Here is an 18,257-nt window from a genome sequence, read left to right as displayed (position 1 = left end):
CGGCGCTGCGCACTGCAGCCCACCGGCCGCCTTTGGCACGGACCCCTTCCCCGGGGTCCGTTTTTTTATGCCGGAAAGAAGGACGCCGCCCCTCAGGTCAGCCGGTACTCCAGTGGCTGCAGCGGCTGCGGTGGCTCGGGGTCGCCCAGCGACTGGCACAGGCTGATCTCGATGCCGCGGCAGAAGGCATCCAGCGGCAGGTCGTTGCTTTCCACGCCGAAGGGCTCTTCCAGCTCGTCACCCAGCGCGTCCAGACCAAAGAAGGTATAGGCCACGATGCCCACCACAAACGGCGTCATGAAGCCCGTGGTGTCCACCAGGCCGAACGGCAGCAGAAAACAGTACATATAGGCCGTGCGGTGCAGCAACAGCATGTAAGAAAACGGAATCGGCGTGTGGCGTATGCGTTCGCAGGATGCTGCCGCAGCCGTCATCGCGGTGAAGGTGTTGTCGATCTGGGCGGCCAGCACCGGGTCGATCCAGCCCTTGCGCAGGCTGTCGCTCAGGTCATGGCCGTTGGCCAGCATCAGCGCGTCGGAGCGGAAATTCAGCGGGTGGTTGCGCATGGCAAACCATTCCTCGGCCGTCAGCCAGCGCTCCAGCGCGCCATCGTCCTGGTGACCACGCAGTTGGGAGCGCAGCGCATGGGCATGGGCAATGGCACGGTGCACCATGCGCACCCGCACATCCCCCACGCGGTTGCGGGGATCCAGCACCAGCGGCACGCGGATGAAGTTCTGGCACTGGCGCGACAGCGTGCGGGCGCAGATCACCAGTTCACCCCAGAGCTTGCGCCCTTCCCAGAAGCGGTTGTAGGCCGTGGTGTTGCGAAAGCCCAGAAAAATGGCCAAGGGCAGGCCGATCAGCGTGAACGGGATCGGCGTGACGGTGATCTTGAGATCGAACAGATTGCCATGTGCGTAGGTGACCAGCACGGCCAGCACGATGTTCAGGCACAGCACCCAGCGGATGCGCTGCAGCACGGAACCGCGCAGGATGAGGAAAAGGTTGAAGCCGGTGGGGCGGTCGCGGACGATCATGCGCAGCAGGCGATCGAGGGTAAACCCTTATTGCACCACAGGACAGACGGGCGTTTCGGCAAATGCTGAAAATTCTGTGTCCGTGGCATGCGCTCGCCCTCAGAAGCAAGGTCTGCATTGAGCGCCTGGCGTGGAGACCCTGCCCTCCTCGTGGAGATAGCGCCGCGCATGCGGGCCCCGGCACGGCGGCTACAGTGCCCAGCGCGAGCTTTTGGGCACATGGGCCAGCAGAAACTCCATCTGATCGGCCAGGATGCGGCGGTTGCGCAGGATGAAGTCTTCCCACAGGCTGGGGGTGTAGGGCGCATACAGCAGCGGCATGCGGGCCTGCTCCGGCGTGCGCGGCCCTTTGCGGTGGTTGCAGGCACGGCAGGCCGTGACCACATTCATCCAGTGGTCCTGGCCTTTCTGCGCAAACGGCACGATGTGTTCGCGCGTCAGGTCGCGCTCGTCGTGGACCCGGCCGCAGTAGGCACACAGGTGGCGGTCGCGGGAAAACAGCTTACTGTTGGTGAGGCCGGGCTTGAGCGCATGCGGGTTGATGCGCGGAATGCCTTTGGTGCCGATGATGCTGTTGATGTGGATCACCGACTGCTCGCCGGTGTGCGCGTTATGGCCCCCACGGAACACCGCGATCTGCGCGCCCGATTCCCAGCGGACCTCATCGGCGGCGTAGTGCAGCACGGCCTCCTCCAGGCTGATCCATGACTGGGGAAGTCCGTGGGCGGACAGCTTCAGAACCTTCACGATGCACCTCCTCGAATGAACGTCAACGTCCAGGACGGGTTTCGCGGCAAGCCGATAAGGCATGCGACAGGCATGCCCTATGGATGGCAATATACTCGCTTTCACTGTCAGACAGCCATCCCGTGCTGAATTGGAAAGCGCCGCGCGCTATGAAAAACAAAGCATTCCCATGAAGATTTTCAGAGGCCTTCAGCACCCCGATCGTGCCCCCGCATGCGCGGTCACCATTGGTAACTTTGATGGGGTGCACCGTGGCCACCAGGCCATGCTGGGATTGCTGCGTGCCGAAGCCGCGCAACGCGACCTGCCCACCTGTGTGCTAACCTTCGAGCCCCACCCGCGGGACTACTTTGCGCAGAAGCTGAACAAGCCCGATCTGGCCCCCGCCCGCGTGGGCACGCTGCGCGACAAGCTCAGCCAGCTGGCCATCTGCGGCGTGGACCAGACGGTGGTGCTGCCTTTCAACGATGCGCTGGCCGGCCAGTCCCCGCAAGCCTTCATCCAGAACGTGCTGGTACAGGGCCTGGGCGCCCAGTACATCCTGGTGGGCGATGATTTCCGCTTTGGCAGCCAACGGGCAGGCGACTACGCCATGCTGGACGCCGCCGGCCAGGCCCAGGGCTTCGACGTGGCCCGCATGAACAGCTACGAGGTGCATGGCGAGCGTGTCTCCAGCACCACGGTGCGGGCGGCGCTGGCCGCCGGCGACATGCCGCAGGCGGCCAAGCTGCTGGGCCACCCCTACACCATCTCCGGCCATGTGGTCCATGGCCGCAAGCTGGGCAGGCAGCTGGCGGAGTCCAGGGCCGGGGCCGCCGATGGCTTTCGCACCCTGAATCTGCGCTTTGACCACTGGAAACCGGCGGCCAGCGGCATTTTTGCGGTGCTGGTGCACGGACTGGATGAGCAGCCGCTGCGCGGCGTGGCCAACCTGGGTGTGCGCCCCTCGCTGGACCCGAACGATGTCAACGGCGGCCGCGTGCTGCTGGAGACACATTGCCTGGATTGGCCTACCCATCTGGGTGGCGAAGGCGCCTACGGTAAAATCATCCGTGTGGAACTTCTGCACAAACTGCACGACGAGCTGAAGTACGACAGTCTCGATGCCCTGACAGCAGGCATCGCCAAGGACTGCGATGACGCATGCGCGTTTTTTGCGTCCATTCCTGTGTCTTCCCACACAGAAACCCGTCGCCAGACCACGCGCGACCGAATTTGACGCTCGCCGTCCCGGCCTGGACGCGGCAGCGCTCCGGGCACCTGCACCCCATTCACGTCCTGGCCGCGACGCCAACGCGCCGGCCATGGCCTTGCCCTGCTTTCAAGGTTTTCCATGTCTGATTCGAAGTCCAACAAGCCCGAAGCGTCCGCCTACCGCGCCACGCTGAACATGCCCGACACCCCCTTCCCCATGCGCGGCGACCTGCCCAAGCGCGAGCCGGGCTGGGCCAAGGAATGGGAAGACCAGGGCACCTACCAGAAGCTGCGCGCGGCCCGCCGCGGCGCACCCATGTTCATCCTGCACGACGGCCCTCCCTACGCCAACGGCAAGATCCACATCGGCCACGCCGTCAACAAGATCCTGAAGGACATGATCGTCAAGAGCCGCCAGCTGGAAGGCTATGACGCCCGCTATGTGCCCGGCTGGGACTGCCACGGCCTGCCCATCGAGAACGCCATCGAGAAGCTGCACGGCCGCAACCTGCCCCGTGACGAGATGCAGGCCAAGAGCCGCGCCTTCGCCACCGAGCAGATCGCGCAGCAGATGGTCGACTTCAAGCGTCTGGGCGTGCTGGGCGACTGGGACCACCCCTACAAGACCATGAACTACGCCAACGAGGCGCTGGAACTGCGCGCCCTGAAGAAGGTGATGGAGCGCGGTTTTGTCTACCGTGGCCTGAAGCCGGTGTACTGGTGCTTTGACTGCGCCTCTTCGCTGGCCGAGTTCGAGATCGAATACCAGGACAAGCAGTCGCAGACCCTGGACGTGATGTTCCCCGCTGCGGACCCTGCCAAGCTGGCCGCAGCCTTCGGCCTGCCCCAGCTGGACAAGGAAGCCTTCATCGTCATCTGGACGACGACGGCCTGGACCATCCCTGCCAACCAGGCGCTCAACGTCAACCCCGATCTGGAATACAGCCTGGTCGATACCGAACGCGGCCTGCTGATCGTGGCCTCGGCCCTGGTGGAAAAGTGCCTGGCGCGCTGGAACATCACCGGCCAGGTGGTGGCCACAGCGCAAGGCAAGGCGCTGGACCACATGCCCTTCAAGCACCCGCTGGCCCATGTGGACAAGGGTTTCGACCGCATCTCCCCCGTCTACCTGGCCGACTACGCCACGGCCGACGACGGTACCGGTATCGTGCACTCGGCACCGGCCTACGGCGTGGATGACTTCAACTCCTGCATGAACAACGGCATGGGTTACAAGGACATCCTCAACCCCGTGCAGGGCAATGGCGTGTACGCGGCGGACCTGCCGCTGTTCGGCGGCCAGTACATCTGGAAGGCCGTGCCTGTCATCATCGACGCGCTGAAGGTCGCCGGCCGTCTGGTGGACACCACCCACCTGACCCACAGCTACCCGCACTGCTGGCGCCACAAGACGCCGGTGATCTACCGTGCGGCCGCACAGTGGTTCATCCGCATGGATGAAGGCGAAGGCGTGTTCACCGACCCCGCCCAGAAGCCCGAGAAGACCCTGCGCCAGATCGCACTGGAAGCCATCGACAGCACCAGCTTCTACCCGGAAAACGGCCAGGACCGCCTGCGCGCCATGATCGCCGGCCGTCCCGACTGGTGCATCTCGCGCCAGCGTTCCTGGGGCGTGCCCATCCCCTTCTTCCTGCATGTGGACACGGGCGCGCTGCACCCCCGCACCATGGAAATCCTCGACCAGGCGGCCGACATGGTCGAGCAAGGCGGCATCGAGGCCTGGAGCCGCGTGAGTGCGGAAGACATCCTGGGCGCGGACGAAGCCAAGCACTACACCAAGAGCACCGACATCCTGGAAGTCTGGTTCGACTCCGGCTCCACCTTCTGGCATGTGATGCGCGGCACCCACGCCGACATGCACCACGACCAGGGCCCGGAAGCCGACCTGTACCTGGAAGGACATGACCAGCACCGCGGCTGGTTCCACTCCTCGCTGCTGCTGGCCTCCGCCATCTTCGGCCGTGCCCCGTACAAGGGGCTGCTGACCCACGGCTTCACCGTGGACGGCCAGGGCAAGAAAATGTCCAAGTCGCTGGGCAACACCGTGGCTCCGCAGGACGTAAGCGGCAAGATGGGCGCTGAAATCATCCGCCTGTGGGTGGCTTCGACCGATTACTCGGGCGACCTGGGCATCGACGACAAGATCCTGGCCCGCGTGGTGGATGCCTACCGCCGCATCCGCAACACGCTGCGCTTCCTGCTGGCCAACACCAGTGACTTCGACGCCGCCACCGACAGCGTGCCCTACCAGGACCTGCTGGAGATCGACCAGTACGCCCTGGCCCGCGCGGCGCAGCTGCAAAAGGAAATCATCGGCCATTACCAGGTCTATGAATTCCACCCCGTGGTCGCCAAGATCCAGCTGTTCTGCTCGGAAGACCTGGGCGGTTTCTACCTGGACGTGCTCAAGGACCGCCTCTACACCACGGCGCCCAAGAGCCTGGCCCGCCGCTCGGCCCAGACCGCGCTGCACCAGATCACCCAGGCACTGCTGCGCTGGATGGCACCGTTCCTGTCCTTCACGGCCGAAGAAGCCTGGAAGATCGTGGGCCACAGCGAAACCATCTACCTGGAAAAGTTCACCGAACTGCCCGAAGGCGATGCCGCCCTGCTGGCCAAGTGGACCCGCATCCGCGAGATCCGCGACGTGGTCAACAAGGACATCGAAGCCGTGCGCGTGGAAGGCAAGGTCGGTGCATCGCTGCAGGCCGAAGTCACCATCTCGGCCCAGCACGAAGACCTGGCCCTGCTGCAGTCGCTGGCCGACGACCTGAAGTTCGTGCTCATCACCTCGGCCGCCCAGGCAGTGGCAGGCGATGCGCTGGCCGTGGCCGTCACCCCCTCGGAAGCCGCCAAGTGCGAGCGCTGCTGGCATTACCGCGATGACGTGGGTGTGAACCCCGCCCATCCCACACTGTGCGGCCGCTGCGACAGCAATCTGCACGGCAGCGGCGAAGTGCGCAGCAAGGCCTAAACTGCAGCCTGCGCCTCCCACACCGCCCACGCCCGCGTGGGCGGTGTGCTTTTGATGCAAGGACAAGAGCTGCGCATGCCTGCACACCCATGGATCCAGGACTGAATCCACCTGAAATTCATGTGGGGATAGTGCTGGCAGCTATGATTTTTTGAGTTTCACAGGATCCCCGATTGCCATGACCGCACCCCTTGCTTTGCGCACCGCCCGCATCTGGCCCTGGCTGGCCTGGGCACTGGCCATCATTGCGCTGGACCAGATCACCAAGCAGTGGATTCTGGATGTCTACCAGCTGGGCGACTGGACGCCCATCACCGGCTTCTTCAACATCGTGCGCGCCCACAACACCGGCGCGGCGTTTTCCTTTCTGGCCGACGGCAGCGGCTGGCAGCGCTGGCTGTTTGTCGGCATCGGCGTGGTGGCCACGCTGCTGATCGTCTGGCAGCTGCGCAAACACCCCGGTGACAAGCTGTTCTGCTTTGCCCTGTCCAGCATCCTGGGCGGCGCCATCGGCAATGTGGTGGACCGCCTGCAACACGGCTATGTCGTGGACTTTCTGGACTTCTACTGGGGCAGCAGCCACTTTCCCGCCTTCAACGTGGCTGACGTCGGCATCAGCGTGGGGGCCGCCTGCCTGATCCTGGACGAAATCCTGCGCAGCCGCCGGGCCAAACGCGGCGTGTAAGCCACACGCTGCCACCGGCATCCTGCCCCCCTCCCGGCCCCAGGCTGCGAGGGGTTTGCTTTTTCAGGGCCTTGTCCGGGCCGCCGGGTGTCCGCCATGCAACAGACCGGAGGGTCGCCAGCACGCACAGATACAGGCGATCGTGCTAGCGTTTCAGGTACAGGAAATGCTTGTCAGGCAGAAGCTGTGCACAGGGTGGATGGGATGCCGTTAGTACCCATTCTTTTTGTTTCGTTTTTTTTCTAAAATATTCCTATCCCGCACTGCCTTGTGCGCTATCGATGGCCACCCGGTGTCCAACACTGGGTCTCAGGGTTATATTAGTTCGCTTCCTAGCGAACCGTTCATGAAGCACTTACTCAATCTTTTGGCTGCTGTGGCCCTGCTGGTCTGGGGCACCCATATGGTGCGCACCGGTGTGCTGCGCGTGTTCGGCGCCAACCTGCGCAATCTGCTGGCCCACAGCATGCGCAACCGCTTCACGGCGGCCCTATCGGGCCTGGGCGTGACGGCCCTGGTGCAGTCCAGCACGGCCACTTCGCTAATGACTTCGGCCTTTGTCGGCCAGGGCCTGATTCCGCTGCCTGCCGCCCTGGCGGTCATGCGTGGCGCCGATGTGGGCACGGCCGCCATGGCGGTACTGTTCTCCTTCGATCTGTCCTGGCTGTCACCACTGTTCATTTTTGTCGGGGTGGTGCTGTTCATCACCCGGCAGGACACCACACCGGGACGCATCGGCCGGGTGCTGATCGGGCTGGGCGTGATGCTGCTGGCACTGCGCCTGGTGGTGGAAGCCACCGAACCGCTGCTGGAATCCGCCACCGTGCGCACCTTGCTGGGCTCGGTCAGCAGCGACATCTTTCTGGAGCTGATGCTGGGCGCCGTGCTGGCGGTGCTGGCCTATTCCAGCCTGGCCATCGTGCTGCTGATTGCAGCCATGGCCAGCTCCGGCGCCATTCCGCTGGAAGTGGCCCTGGGCCTGACCTTGGGCGCCAACCTGGGCAGCGGCATGGTGGCGGTGCTGACCACGGCCAAGGCCGCCATCGAGGTGCGTCAGGTCACCGTGGGCAATATGCTGTTCAAGATCATGGGTGTGGCCATCGTGGCGCCGTTCATGGGCCTGTGGGTCAGCTATGCCCAGCCGCACATTCCCGGCGCCGGCCAGAACGTGGTGCTGTTCCACCTGGCGTTCAACATCTTCAACAGCCTGTGCTTCATCGGCCTGACCCAGGCCGTGGCACGCTGGGTGTCCCAACTGCTGCCCAAGCCGGCCGACCACAGCGCCGGCAGCCTGCTGCGTCCGCGCCATCTGGATCCTTCCGCCCTGTCCACCCCCTCGCTGGCCATCAGCTGCGCCGCACGGGAGGCACTGCACCAGGCCGATGTGGTGGAGTCGATGCTGATCGGCCTGCAGAAAGTGGTGGAGAGCGATGACGCCAAGCTCTCGCACGAGGTGCGCAAGCTGGAAGACACGGTGGACGACCTGTATTCCGCCATCAAGTACTACATGACCAAGATTTCGCGCGCCGAACTGGACGAACGCGAAGGCCAGCGCTGGACGGAAATCATCAGCTTCACCATCAACATGGAGCAGATCGGCGACATCATCGAGCGCGTGCTGCAGGAAATCGAGGACAAGAAGATCAAGAAGGGCCGCCACTTCTCGGAAGCCGGCAAGCAGGAGATCAGCCAGCTGCACGAGCACCTGCTGAGCAATCTGCGCCTGGCCATGAGCGTGTTCCTGAACGGCAACCCGCGCGAGGCGCAGAAGCTGCTGGAAGAAAAGGCGCGCTTCCGCGACCTGGAGCTGGCCTACTCGGCCACCCACCTGAACCGCCTGGCCGACAACACCGTGCCCAGCATCGAGACCAGCTCGCTGCACATCGACCTGATCAGCGATCTCAAGCGCATCAACTCGCTGCTGTGCTCCGTGGCCTACCCGATCCTGGAATCCACCGGGGCACTGGCCCCCAGCCGGCTGCGCGAGCCGGTGGTGAAATAAAGCTTGCTGCCGCACGTTCGCGGCCATGGAAAAAAGGGCGCCTGAGGCGCCCTTTTTTTGCACCGCATTCCGTTGGCTACCAGCCCAGGTAGTCGGCCAGGATCAGGCTGGCTTCGGGGGTGAAGCAGTCCTGCACCAGCCAGACCTGCAACTGCTGCGGCGTGATGCACTGGAACTGGGCCACTTCCCCGTCCATGTTCTGCGGCTGCACGCCCTGCGGCACCACGGCATGGAACCAGTGGATGCTTTCCAGCATATAGCCTGCCCCCTCGCCGCCTTCCTCACTGGGGCAGGCAAAGTCCACCTGGCCGCCCCGGCGCAGCTGCTGCAGCGGTGCCAGGTCCAGGCCGGCTTCCTCCTGCGTTTCGCGTGCCAGCGCGGTCTGCAGGCTGTCTCCGGCAGATACCATGCCGCCCATCAGCGTGTCCCACTTGCCCGGGTGCGTGGGCTTGTTCAGCGCGCGCTGCTGCACCCACATGCGCCCGTCCGGGGCAGAGCCCAGCAGGTGCACCGCCTGGGTGGCCACACCCAGCACGCGCACGGCGCCGCGCTCCACCGTGGCCACCAGCGCACCATCCGGACCGTGCACATCCAGCTGTTCGTTGCGCCAGGGGCCGCAGCGCCCCTGCGCGCGCAGCCGCTGTGCCAGGGCATTGAGCGCTGCCGTGGGGTCGTCGGCCTGCAGCTGCCAGGCCTGCACGCCCTGTACCGTGGCGGTCTCCAGCACAAAACCCTGCTGGCGGGCCCAGGACGTGACCTGGGCCGCATCGAACACCTCTTCGGCCACGCTGCCGATGCGCTGGCCGTTGCACCACAGCGGCCAGCGCGAAGCCTGTGGCGGCTGCTGGCTGGCCCGGCGCAGCGGCTGCACCCATTGCGTTCCGGCTCCAGCCGGCATGTGCAGGCCGCTCACAGCGTCAGGATGCTGGAGCCGGTGGTCTTGCGCGCTTCCAGGTCCCGATGGGCCTGTTGCACATCGGCCAGGGCGTAGCGCTGGTCGATGTGGATGTTGACCAGCCCGCTGGACACCACATGAAACAGATCGTCCGCCATGGCCTGCGTGGCTTCGCGGCTGTGCATGTGGGCAAACAGAGTCTGGCGCGTCACATACAGCGACTTGGCGGCCAGCACGGCCGGTGCAAAAGGCGCCACCGGCCCGGAGGCATTGCCGAAGCTGACCATCAGGCCAAACCGGCGCAGGCAGGCCAGCGAACCCTCCCAGGTGTCCTTGCCCACGCTGTCGTAGACCACTTTCACCCCCTGCCCTGCGGTGATCTCCATCACCCGTTCGGCAAAGTTCTCGTTTCGGTAGTTGATAGCGTGCACCGCCCCATTGGCCAGCGCCAGCGCACATTTCTCGTCGGACCCGGCGGTGGCAATCAGCTGCAGGCCCAGCGCCCGGGCCCACTGGCAGGCGATCAGGCCCACCCCGCCGGCCGCCGCATGGAACAACACGAAATCCCCGGGCTGGATGCCCTCCACCGGCCGGCACTTCTTGAGCAGGTACTGGGCCGTCATGCCCTTGAGCATCATGGCCGCAGCGGTCTCGAAACTGATGGCATCGGGCAGATGGCAGACATGGGTGGCCGGCATCACACGGCGCTCGCTGTAGCTGCCGGGCGGGTGGCTGGCATAGGCCACGCGGTCCCCCACCTTCAGGTGCTTGACCTCCGGCCCCACGGCTTCCACCACGCCGGCGGCCTCCATACCCAGGTTCAGCGGCAGCGGCAGCTGGTACAGGCCCGAGCGCTGGTAGACATCGATGAAGTTCAGTCCCACCGCATGGTGGCGCAGCAACACCTCCCCGGCGCCCGGCGCCGGCACCTCCTGCTCCACCAGTTGCAGCACCTCCGGACCACCGTTGTGGGCGATCTGCACGACACGGGATTTCATGGCATCTCCTTGGAATTGGCACACACTCTAAACGCTTCGGCAGGGCGCTCGCCGCTGCCACGGGCATGCCCGCTGCCAGCAAAACGCGATGCCCCCACGCCTCACATGCTGCCACGCCCGGCCCTGCGGCCTGTCGCAACGGCGCTACCATGGGCCCCCTATGACTTCACCGTTGACACTGGGCACGGCCGCCATGCTGACGGCAGCGCCGTTGCTCTGGGCTGGCAATGCCATTGTGGGCCGCATGGTCCACGACCTGATCTCCCCCTTCACACTGAACTTTCTGCGCTGGGTGCTGGCCTTTGCCCTGCTGCTGCCCTGGAGCTGGTCCGTGCTGCGGCGTGGCAGTGCCCTGTGGCCGCACTGGCGCCGCTATGCCCTGCTGGGGCTGGTGGGATTGGCTGCTACAACGCGCTGCTGTACCTGGCGCTGCAGACCTCCTCGCCCATCAATGTGACCCTGGTGGGCTCCAGCATGCCGGTGTGGATGCTGGTGATCGGCCGGCTCTGCTTTGGTGCACGCATTTCATTGCGCCAGATGCTGGGCGCGGCGCTGTCGGTGCTGGGAGTGGTGGTGGTGCTGAGCCGCGGGGACCTGCGCCAGCTGCTGAGCCTGCAGTTGGTGCCGGGCGATCTGTTCGTGCTGCTGGCCACCATTCTGTGGTCGCTCTACAGCTGGATGCTGGCCGACACCCGGGAGCCCGCCAGCATCCGGGGAGACTGGGCCGGCTTTCTGATGGCCCAGCTGGTCTTCGGCCTGGGCTGGTCGGCCCTGTTTGCCAGCGGTGAACTGGCGTCAGGCCACATGAATCTGCAACTGAGCCTGCCACTGGCCGGCGCCCTGCTCTTCATCGCCCTGGGCCCGGCCATTCTGGCGTACCGTTTCTGGGGCGTGGGGGTCTCACGTGCCGGTCCGGCCGTGGCCGGCTTCTTTGCCAACCTGATTCCGGTCTTCACCGCCATTCTCTCGACCCTGGTGCTGGCCGAGCTGCCCCATGTCTACCACGGCGTGGCTTTTGTCCTGATCGTCGGCGGCATCGTCGTCTCCTCTCGGCGCTGATGCTTCCATGTGCCGGCCCAGGCCCAGCGCCGCGCCGTTGCCCAGCATGGAAGGCTGGCGTGCCGGCATCTGTTCCACAAAGCGCTCCAGCTCGGCTACCGGCAGTGGCCGGCTGAAGAAATAGCCCTGGAAACGCTGGCAGCCAAAGCGCACCAGGCTGTCGAACTGCGACTGCAGCTCCACGCCCTCGGCGATCACCGTCAACCCCAGGTTGTGGGCCATGCCGATGATGGTCTGGGCCACCACATCGTCGGTGTGGCGCTCTCCCAGATGGCGTACAAAGGACTGGTCGATCTTCAGCTGGCTTAGCGGCAGCCGGGTCAGGTAGGACAGCGAAGACTGCCCTGTACCGAAGTCGTCCATCGAGAACCGCACGCCGGCCGAGCGCAACTCGCTCATCTTGGCGATGGAGTCTTCCATGTCGTCGATCACCAGCGTCTCCGTGAGCTCCAGCTTCAGCAGGCTGGAGGGAATCGCACTCTCGGCGATGGCGCGCAGCACCTGGGAGACAAAATCCTGCTGGCGGAACTGGCGCGCACTCACATTCACCGCCAGGTGGATGCCCACCAGCCGGGGGTGGTTCTGCCACCGCGCCAGCTGCTGGCAGGCGGTGTGCAGCACCCAGTGGCCGATCTGCACGATCAGCTCGCTGTCCTCAGCCACGGCAATGAACTGCCCCGGCGGCACCATGCCTTGCTCCGGATGCTCCCAGCGCACCAGGGCTTCGATGCCGTCGATGCTGCCGTCGGCCATGAACTGGGGCTGGTAATGCAGCACAAACTGGTCGTGCGCAATGCCGTAGCGCAGGTCCGCCTCCAGCTGCGCCCGGGCGCTGAGGACCTCCTGCATGTGCGGCTCGAAGAAACAGACCCCCGCGCCCTGCTGGGTCTTGATCTGGTACATGGCAATGTCGGCCTGCTTCAGCAGCTCGCCCACCTCCACCTGTGCATCGCCGAACAAGGTCACCCCCAGGCTGGCGGAGCTGCGGTGCACATAGGACCCCAGCACATAGGGCTCGGCTAGGCGGCGCAGCATTTTCTCGGCAATCTTCTTGGTCAGCTTGGCGGCCTCGTCCATATTGCCCGGCAGGTCACAGAGCATGATCACGAACTCGTCCCCTCCCAGGCGCGCCACGGTGTCGGAGGCACGGATGGACGCATGCAGGCGCTGCCCCACCTCCTGCAACAGCAGGTCGCCCATTTCGTGACCCTGGGTGTCGTTGAGCACCTTGAACTTGTTCAGGTCCACAAAGATCAGCGCCCCCAGCCAGCCCGCGCGCTGCGCCAGGTGTGTGGCCTGGCCCAGACGGTCCAGCAGCAGGCGGCGGTTGGGCAGGCCGGTCAGCGGGTCGTAAAAGGCCAGGGTCTCGATTTCGGCCGAGGCCAGGCGGATGGCCGTGATGTCCTCGCAGGTGATGACCCGACCGCCATCGGGCGTGCGCCGCTGGCTCAGCTGCAAGGTCAGCCCCGAGGCGGTAGCCAGCTCGTTGCCCCCCTCATCCCCGTCCTCCCATGCCGCCAGCATGCGCCGCAACTGGATCACCTCGCTGTGCAGCGCAGCGTCCCCGCCGCCACCTTCGGCCGAGATCAGCACATCGCGCCACAGGCAGCCACGCACCAGCACGGTCAGCTGCCAGGGGAACATTTCCGCATACCGCTGGTTCCAGTGCACCACCTGCATCGTGTCGTCCAGCTGCAGGAAGCCGGCGGCAATGCAATCCATGGCGCGGTGCAGCGTGGCTTCCGACTCCATCACCCGCTGCTGGGCACGCTGCATATGCCGCAGGTACACCTGCATCATGCCCGCACCCGCCAGCAGCAGCAGCGAAAACACCACCACCCCGGCCAGCACCGCATCGCGCGTGCCATACCACTGGCCGAGCACGGTCGACATGGGCAAGGCCGCCGTCAGCCGCAGCTGGTCGTAATTGAGCTGCACCGCCTCCATCAAACCCGGTGCGCCATCCAGGCGCGAGGCAGCCTGCTGCACGCCCTGGTGCAGATAGCGGTCCAGGGGCGGGGCATCGGCCTGCAGGCGGGCGCTGCCTTCCAGCGGCACGCGCAGCACCAGCGTGCCATCGGCACGCTCCAGCGTCACTTCCAGGTTCTTGAGCGCCGTGCCCTGCATCAGCAGCCCCACCCAGCTGGAAACCGGCACCTGGGCCACCACCAGGTAATGCTCACCGCCCTGGCTGCTGTTCAGGTAGCGGGCAATGTGCAAGGTGCGAACCTGCGCCCAGCTTTCGTCCGGCATGCTGATGTGCAGCATGCGTTCCCGCTCGGGCGTTTGCGCCACCGCCTGCAGCCAGTTCTGCGGAATGCGCACCACACGGTAATTGCCCAGGTTGTCGGCCGCGGCCAGCACCTTGCCGTCGGACTTGACCACCACGATGGAGCTGATCAGCGCATTCTGCTTGGCCGCCAGCTGCAGCACCTGCTGCAGATAGGCGGGATCCTGTTCGGACAACGGGGCACCGTTCAGGCGCAGCATGTCGTCCACGCCGGTCAGCAACAGATCGATGGCACTCATCGACCGGTTCAGGGCGTTCTGCGCCCCCTGCACAAAGCGCGTCAGGCGCTGTTCGCTTTCCTCCCGGGTGCTGGTGTGCATGTCCTGCAGCAGCCAGAGCGCGCCCACCAGCAACACCGCCACCAGGGCCAGCACGCTGGACCACACCACCCGCGCGGCATGACGTGGAAGCTGGGGAAGTCTTTCCATGGCTCAGCGTCCGCCCGCAGCGCGCAATGCGGTGGGGCAACCTGCAACCGGGAAACCGTGGCAATCAGGGGACAGCATGCATCCAATCCGTTCGAGAGGAGAAACCCGCGGGACACGCCCGCTTCACTTCTTCGCAGCACCCTGGAGACATACCACCCAAGCCATCGCCACGCCTTGAGTTACATCATGTGACAAGCGCCGTGCAATTGGGTCAATACCCCTGCCCGTCAGGAGATGTCTGGCGACCAGCGGAGCCGGTCGCCGTGATAGGCAGCTGCAGGCCGGGCCCCCAGGCCCGACCTGCAGCCACTATCTCAGAAAGTGCCCGGATAGGCGCCACCGTCAGCCAGAATGTTCTGACCGGTCATATAGCCGGCATGCTGGCTGCACAAAAAGGCGCAGATCGCACCGAATTCGGCGGGGTTGCCGAAGCGTTTGGCAGGCACCATGGCTTCCTGCGCCTTGCGCACTTCGTCCACGGTCTTGCCGCTCTTGCCGGCATTGGCGGCAAAAGTGGTCTTGAGGCGGTCGGTGTCGAACTTGCCGGGCAGCAGGTTGTTGATGGTCACCCCCTTGGCGGCAATGCCGGAACGCGCCACGCCCGCCACAAAACCGGTCAGGCCGCTGCGCGCGCCGTTGGACAGGCCCAGGATGTCGATGGGCGCCTTCACGGCGCTGGAGGTGATGTTGACGATGCGGCCAAAGCCGCGCGCGGCCATGCCATCCACGGTGGCTTTGATCAGCTCGATGGGGGTCAGCATATTGGCGTCCACGGCCTTGAGCCAGGCATCGCGGTCCCAGTTGCGGAAATCGCCCGGAGGGGGGCCGCCGGCGTTGGTCACGACGATGTCGTAGTCCTTGCCCGGGCCGCCCGGCACGCTGAACACGGCCGCGCGACCGGCTTCGGTGGTGATGTCGCAGGCCACCGCCAGCACCTCAGGCGCCTTGCGGCCTGTCGTACTGGCCCATTGCGCAGCCGCAGCCCGCAACTGCGCAGCCGCCTCTTGCAGCGCGGCATCGGTGCGGGCATTGATGACCACATTCACGCCGTCTTCCACCAGCGCCTTGGCGCTGCCAAAACCCAAGCCCTTGCTGGCGCCGCACACCAGCGCCCATTTGCCCGCAATACCCAGATCCATGGGAAATCTCCTTGTTGTCAGTTACAAAAGTTCATTGTCGGGCCGGATGCTCAGCCTTGCGGCTTGCGGGCCATGCGGGTGAACAGCAGGATGCCGCCCACCACCAGCACCGTTCCCGCCAGCATCCAGCGGTTGAAGTCTTCATCCAGCAGCCACACCCCCATCAAGATGGTGGACAGCGGACCGATCATGCCGGTCTGCGCCGTCAGGCCCGGGCCGATGCGTTCGATGGCCATCATCACCATCAGCACCGGGGCCGCCGTGCACAGCAGCGCATTGAGCAGCGACAGCCACAGCACTTCGTGCGGCACGGCCTGCAGGCTGGCCACATCGCGCACCACGAAGTACTGGGCAATGCAGAACAGGCAGGCCACGCTGGTGGCCAGACCCACCAGGCGCAACGAGCCCAGGCGGCGCACCATCTCGCCGCTGTAGATCAGATAGACGGCATAGCTGACGGCACTGGCCAGCACCAGGAAGGCCCCCCAGGCCGCGTGACTGCCCTGGGCGCCCAGTTCATGGCCAAAGACCAGCAGCACGCCGCAATAGCTCAGGCCCATGCCTGCCAGCTGGCCCCAGGTGATGGCGCGCTTGTAGACCACCCAGCCGAACACCACCACCAGCGTGGGGTTGAGGTACAGGATCAGCCGCTCCAGCGAGGCGGTGATGTACTGCAGCCCGGCAAAATCCAGGTAGCTAGACAGGTAGTAGCCGCAGAACCCCAGACCCACCACACCCCACCAGTCGCGGCGCGACAGGGGCGGCTTGCCCCGGCCGGCCCACCAGGCCATGACCAGAAACAGCGGCAACGCAAACAGCATGCGCAGCATCAGCAGCAGCACGGCATCGGCTCCGTAGCGGTAACCCAGTTTGACAATGATGGCCTTGCCGCTGAAGGCAATTGCCCCCAGGGTGGCCAGCAGCAGCCCGCCCGCTATCCCTTTGGACACTGCGGGTGCAGATAAAGCCTGCTCAGAAGACACTTTTCACTCACATTCCTCAGCCAGAGGCGCTGCCGGTTGCAGCGCCTTGCCGAGAGCATTCTTCCACTGCCGGCGTGGCCGCGCCGACGTGGGTGAACAAGACCGCCCACGCCATGCACGCCAGCGCCCATGGCCACCACAGGCGGGCCGCCGTGCCGCAGCGGCGGCCCTGCGGCCTGTGCGTCAGTGCCTGCCGTTGAACAGCTTGTGGTGCAGGCGGCGCAGCGACCACCAGACGCTGAAGGCCACCACGGGAATGGCCACGGCCGCCGAAATCTCGGGCGACAGCGGCCAGCCCAGCTTCTGCGCCCCCTTGGCCAGGTAGGCAACCAGGCCGGTGATGTAGTAGGTGATGGCGGCAACGGACAGGCCTTCCACCGTGGACTGCAGCTTCAGCTGCATGCCCTGGCGGTCGTTCATGGTGCCCAGGATGGCCTGGTTGCTTTGCTGCTGCTCGATCTCCACCCGCGTGCGCAGCAGGTTGCTGACGCGCGAGACCCGCTGCGACAGCGCGTTCTGGCGGTGCGTGGCCCATTCGCAGGTGCTGCGTGCAGGCGACAGCCGGCGGTCCATGAACTCGTGGATGGTCAGCAAACCCGACAGGCGCTGCTCGTTCAGGTCATGGATGCGCTTGTCCACCAGCTCAAAGTAGGCGCGGCTGGCCGAAAAGCGCGAATGGGTCGCGGCGTACTCGCTCTCCACCTGGCCTGCCAGCCGGGTCAGCCGGTCCAGCAGCACCGGCTCGGACTCGCGGTCCGCCTCGCGGATGGCCTGGGCCAGATCGGCCAGCTCCTTTTCGGCCGTGGCCAGCACCGATGCGGCATGGCGTGCCACCGGCAGGCCCAGCAAGGCCGACATGCGGTAGGTTTCAATCTCCAGCAGCCTCTGCACCAGGCGCCCCAGGCGGCGTGCGCTGATGTGATCGGACGGCTTGACCAGCATGCGCGAATACCCATCGGCGTGGATAGCAAAGTCGGTACACACTTCCGTGTGCCCCACGTGCACCACCGACCCGGCCAGCGTGTCTTCGTTCAGCATCTGCAGCACCAGGCCCTTGATGCCCTGGCCTGCACACTGCGCGTCCTTGACGATCCACAGGTGGACACTGCTCAGGCACAGGCCGGGCAGCTTGGCAAACCAGGCCTGGGGCACCTGTTCGATGGCCGTTGGCGGCGTGCGGGTGTCCAGCGGCACGCCGGGCTCCAGCGGCACCATGAAAGTCCAGGTGACGAATTCGGTGTGCAGCTCCCAGCGCAGACGAAAAGTCCCCAGGTCCACCCGCAGATGGGTGGTCTCCTGGTCGGGTCCGGTCTGGTGGTGGTCGCGCATCAGCGCCGCCAGGTGCGCACGGCTGGCCTCGCGCTGGGCGGGGTCGGTGAGCATGACCACGTGGGTGATGGCCGCCGGCGCATGAATGGGCTCGGCCGGACGGGCATGGATCTCGTTGTGCAGCAGCGTGCGCTGCGGATGGGGTAGGGGCTGGAGCGGAACAGGCATGCAAACCTCAAGAAACTGCCGCTATTGTGCAGGCAGCGGCCCGGTTTCTGCGGGTTTGTACCCGGCAGCCCACACCCAGGGGCTGCCGGCCCCTGCCATGCACCCGAGCTTGGCATGGCAGGACTGCTGCGCGGCCATCCCGCCGCGCAGGCTGAAAAGCTCTGGCTTAGAAGCTTTCCCAGTCCCCATCGTCCGCCGTCGCGGAGTGGGCCACACCAGGGCGACGCAGCGCACCGCCATCGGACTTGGCTGCAGGCGACTGCGCCAACGCAGGTGCCGCTGCCGCCGCAGCCGACTTGGCCTTG

General features: G+C 65.5%; 11 protein-coding genes and 2 pseudogenes. 5 read left to right on the top strand and 8 right to left on the bottom strand.

Going from position 1 to position 18,257, the window contains the following annotated elements; genetic code table 11:
* Nucleotides 1–92 precede the first annotated feature (92 nt).
* Nucleotides 93–1,040 (bottom strand): bestrophin family protein, encoded by a 948-nt coding sequence (locus tag QM470_RS18725; protein WP_218333160.1) that lies wholly within the window; start codon nucleotides 1,038–1,040, stop codon nucleotides 93–95.
* A 189-nt stretch (nucleotides 1,041–1,229) separates the two neighbouring features.
* Entirely contained in the window at nucleotides 1,230–1,787 is a 558-nt protein-coding gene (locus QM470_RS18720; protein WP_066539804.1) for an HNH endonuclease, read from the bottom strand.
* A 169-nt stretch (nucleotides 1,788–1,956) separates the two neighbouring features.
* Between QM470_RS18720 and QM470_RS18715 the strand changes: the two genes are divergently transcribed.
* From QM470_RS18715 to QM470_RS18700, 4 genes are all read left to right on the top strand, one after another.
* A complete protein-coding gene (locus QM470_RS18715; protein ID WP_283340309.1) occupies nucleotides 1,957–3,006 on the top strand; it encodes a bifunctional riboflavin kinase/FAD synthetase in 1,050 nt (349 codons plus the stop codon).
* Between the two features lie 114 nt (nucleotides 3,007–3,120).
* Nucleotides 3,121–5,976, top strand: coding sequence for an isoleucine--tRNA ligase (gene ileS, locus QM470_RS18710; protein ID WP_283340308.1), 2,856 nt, complete (start codon nucleotides 3,121–3,123; stop codon nucleotides 5,974–5,976).
* 178 nt (nucleotides 5,977–6,154) lie between these two features.
* Nucleotides 6,155–6,661, top strand: coding sequence for a signal peptidase II (gene lspA / locus QM470_RS18705; RefSeq protein ID WP_066539810.1), 507 nt, complete (start codon nucleotides 6,155–6,157; stop codon nucleotides 6,659–6,661).
* 346 nt (nucleotides 6,662–7,007) lie between these two features.
* On the top strand, nucleotides 7,008–8,663 hold the full coding sequence (locus QM470_RS18700) for a Na/Pi cotransporter family protein (protein ID WP_283340307.1): 1,656 nt from the start codon (nucleotides 7,008–7,010) through the stop codon (nucleotides 8,661–8,663).
* Nucleotides 8,664–8,739: 76 nt separating this feature from the next.
* On the opposite strand, the gene QM470_RS18695 is transcribed toward QM470_RS18700, so the two are convergent.
* Together QM470_RS18695 and QM470_RS18690 are read right to left on the bottom strand one after the other, a co-directional pair.
* The gene (locus QM470_RS18695; RefSeq protein WP_283340306.1) at nucleotides 8,740–9,576 is read right to left on the bottom strand and encodes an NUDIX hydrolase; all 837 of its coding nucleotides are present in this window, start codon (nucleotides 9,574–9,576) and stop codon (nucleotides 8,740–8,742) included.
* Nucleotides 9,573–10,556 carry a quinone oxidoreductase family protein gene (locus QM470_RS18690; protein WP_283340305.1) on the bottom strand — a complete coding sequence of 328 codons (984 nt, stop codon included), beginning with the start codon at nucleotides 10,554–10,556 and terminating at the stop codon, nucleotides 9,573–9,575. Before QM470_RS18690 ends, QM470_RS18695 begins: the two co-directional genes overlap by 4 nt.
* Before the next feature lie 160 nt (nucleotides 10,557–10,716).
* Between QM470_RS18690 and QM470_RS18685 the strand changes: the two are divergent.
* Nucleotides 10,717–11,615: pseudogene (locus QM470_RS18685) on the top strand (DMT family transporter).
* A 117-nt stretch (nucleotides 11,616–11,732) separates the two neighbouring features.
* Here the strand turns inward: QM470_RS18685 and QM470_RS18680 are convergent.
* From QM470_RS18680 to QM470_RS18665, 4 genes and pseudogenes are all read right to left on the bottom strand, one after another.
* Nucleotides 11,733–13,337, bottom strand: a pseudogene (locus tag QM470_RS18680) (putative bifunctional diguanylate cyclase/phosphodiesterase); the annotation flags it as partial.
* A 1,310-nt stretch (nucleotides 13,338–14,647) separates the two neighbouring features.
* Complete coding sequence (locus tag QM470_RS18675; protein WP_283340304.1) at nucleotides 14,648–15,472, bottom strand: SDR family oxidoreductase; 825 nt, start codon at nucleotides 15,470–15,472, stop codon at nucleotides 14,648–14,650.
* A 50-nt stretch (nucleotides 15,473–15,522) separates the two neighbouring features.
* A complete protein-coding gene (locus tag QM470_RS18670; protein WP_283340303.1) occupies nucleotides 15,523–16,422 on the bottom strand; it encodes a DMT family transporter in 900 nt (299 codons plus the stop codon).
* A 216-nt stretch (nucleotides 16,423–16,638) separates the two neighbouring features.
* On the bottom strand, nucleotides 16,639–17,952 hold the full coding sequence (locus tag QM470_RS18665) for a DUF3422 family protein (protein WP_283340302.1): 1,314 nt from the start codon (nucleotides 17,950–17,952) through the stop codon (nucleotides 16,639–16,641).
* Nucleotides 17,953–18,257: the final 305 nt, after the last annotated feature.

This window comes from Comamonas sp. 17RB, from assembly GCF_030056555.1.
GTDB lineage: Bacteria > Pseudomonadota > Gammaproteobacteria > Burkholderiales > Burkholderiaceae_C > Comamonas > Comamonas terrigena.
The sequence above is the reverse complement of the archived record's forward strand: the minus strand, read 5'-3'. Positions and strand labels throughout refer to the sequence as shown.

Bases quoted from the DNA above. Each gene is read 5' to 3' on its own strand.
- QM470_RS18725 (WP_218333160.1), bottom strand. From the start codon at position 1,040: ATGATCGTCCGCGACCGCCCCACCGGCTTCAACCTTTTCCTCATCCTG.
- QM470_RS18715 (WP_283340309.1), top strand. From the start codon at position 1,957: ATGAAGATTTTCAGAGGCCTTCAGCACCCCGATCGTGCCCCCGCATGC.
- ileS (WP_283340308.1), top strand. From the start codon at position 3,121: ATGTCTGATTCGAAGTCCAACAAGCCCGAAGCGTCCGCCTACCGCGCC.
- lspA (WP_066539810.1), top strand. From the start codon at position 6,155: ATGACCGCACCCCTTGCTTTGCGCACCGCCCGCATCTGGCCCTGGCTG.
- QM470_RS18700 (WP_283340307.1), top strand. From the start codon at position 7,008: ATGAAGCACTTACTCAATCTTTTGGCTGCTGTGGCCCTGCTGGTCTGG.
- QM470_RS18690 (WP_283340305.1), bottom strand. From the start codon at position 10,556: ATGAAATCCCGTGTCGTGCAGATCGCCCACAACGGTGGTCCGGAGGTG.
- QM470_RS18675 (WP_283340304.1), bottom strand. From the start codon at position 15,472: ATGGATCTGGGTATTGCGGGCAAATGGGCGCTGGTGTGCGGCGCCAGC.
- QM470_RS18665 (WP_283340302.1), bottom strand. From the start codon at position 17,952: ATGCCTGTTCCGCTCCAGCCCCTACCCCATCCGCAGCGCACGCTGCTG.